Annotated in this window: 1 protein-coding gene; it reads left to right on the top strand. The window is 49.7% G+C overall.

What is annotated here, in order from left to right; genetic code table 11:
- The first annotated feature begins 210 nt into the window (after nucleotides 1-210).
- The gene (locus OKC27_RS22660; protein WP_270806747.1) at nucleotides 211-1,152 is read left to right on the top strand and encodes a tyrosine-type recombinase/integrase; all 942 of its coding nucleotides are present in this window, start codon (nucleotides 211-213) and stop codon (nucleotides 1,150-1,152) included.
- The last annotated feature ends 256 nt before the right edge of the window (nucleotides 1,153-1,408 follow it).

Genomic DNA, 1,408 nt, shown 5'->3' with positions numbered 1-1,408 from the left:
GAAGCGTACCAGAACCGGCAGTTGGCCTCTTCTCTCCTATGCACCATGGGTGTTGCAGTTATTATCTGAATTCGCGATACCATTGAAAAACGCAAAACCAGCAAAGGCGAATTACGCTATCGCTGTACCGTCCGGGAACATAAAGGCGAGGCGGTAGTATACCGCGAATCGCGCACCTTTGGCAGACAGTCAGACGCGAAGAGCTGGGGCATGCAGATGGTAACCATGATCGAGCGTGATGGCATCCCTGGCGCAGTGGAGCCGGTGCCAACGATCCGTGAGTTGATTGCGATGTACCGCAACCACTCAGCAATAGCCCCAACCATAGGCCGCACCAAAGCCTATTGCCTGAACTTAGTGGCAGACTGTGATCTGGCCGCGATTCAGGCCGATGAGCTGACTATCAAAGATTTGGTCGACCATTGCCAGGCCAGACGCAAAGCCGGAGCTTCAGCGGCCACTATTGCACATGATATTAGCTACCTGAGTTCTGTGTTTGCTGCAGCCAAGCCGGTGTTTAATATTGCTGTCGACAACAAACTGATTACCGAAGGCCGTAAGATCCTCAATGATCTAAAACTGGTAGGTAAGGCACAAAAACGCACCAGACGGCCAGTGAGCGACGAGTTAGAGCGCATCATCAAGGGTTTAGAAAAACGCCAGGAGCATGTCACGGCCAAAATCCCTTTCACCGAAATACTCAACTTTGCCATTTTAAGCTGTATGCGGATCAGCGAAGTGTGCAAAATCAAATGGTCTGGCGTTGATGAAAAAAACAAAGCCGTGATGGTAGAAGACCGCAAAGACCCAAGGAAAAAAGCCGGTAACCATATGTTGGTGCCGTTATTGGGCGAAGCCTGGGAGATCTTACAACGCCAGCCTAAAACAGATGAGCTGATCTTTCCCTACAACGGCAAAAGCGTTACCGCAGGTTTTCAGCGGGTCAGAAAAGAGCTTGGCATTGAAGATTTACGCTGGCACGACCTGCGCCGCGAAGGCGCCTGCCGTTTATTCGAAGCCGGTTTTGTCATTGACGAAGTCGCCCAGGTCACAGGCCACAGGAATATCAACATCCTATGGCAAATCTACACCGACCTTTTCCCAAACCGGGTGCATGCGAAGTTTGAAAGGTTGCAACAAGGTAAGAGCTAAAACTGATTTTGACACTGGGAAAAGTGGGAAATCTTTTAGTTAGTTTGATATGGTACATCCTCGCTCGAATTAACTGACGTTTGAATCTAATACCCCCACTTATCAAACGCCAACGGCGAACGATTCAGCGTTCGCCGATACTCTGACCATTTCGGCAAATGCTGATGCATTAGCGCCTTAAACCTGTCTCTTGATCAGATCTTGATCCCCTGCGCCATCAGATCCTTGGCGGCAAGAAAGCCATCCAGTTTACTTT

Origin of the sequence: Aeromonas sp. QDB62, from assembly GCF_027705695.1 — a bacterium.
Taxonomy (GTDB): domain Bacteria; phylum Pseudomonadota; class Gammaproteobacteria; order Enterobacterales; family Aeromonadaceae; genus Aeromonas; species Aeromonas allosaccharophila.
This window is presented reverse-complemented; position numbering and strand designations above follow the sequence as displayed.

What these genes read in the sequence shown, in the direction of transcription:
- OKC27_RS22660 (WP_270806747.1), top strand. Translation starts at nt 211, where the DNA reads ATGCAGATGGTAACCATGATCGAGCGTGATGGCATCCCTGGCGCAGTG.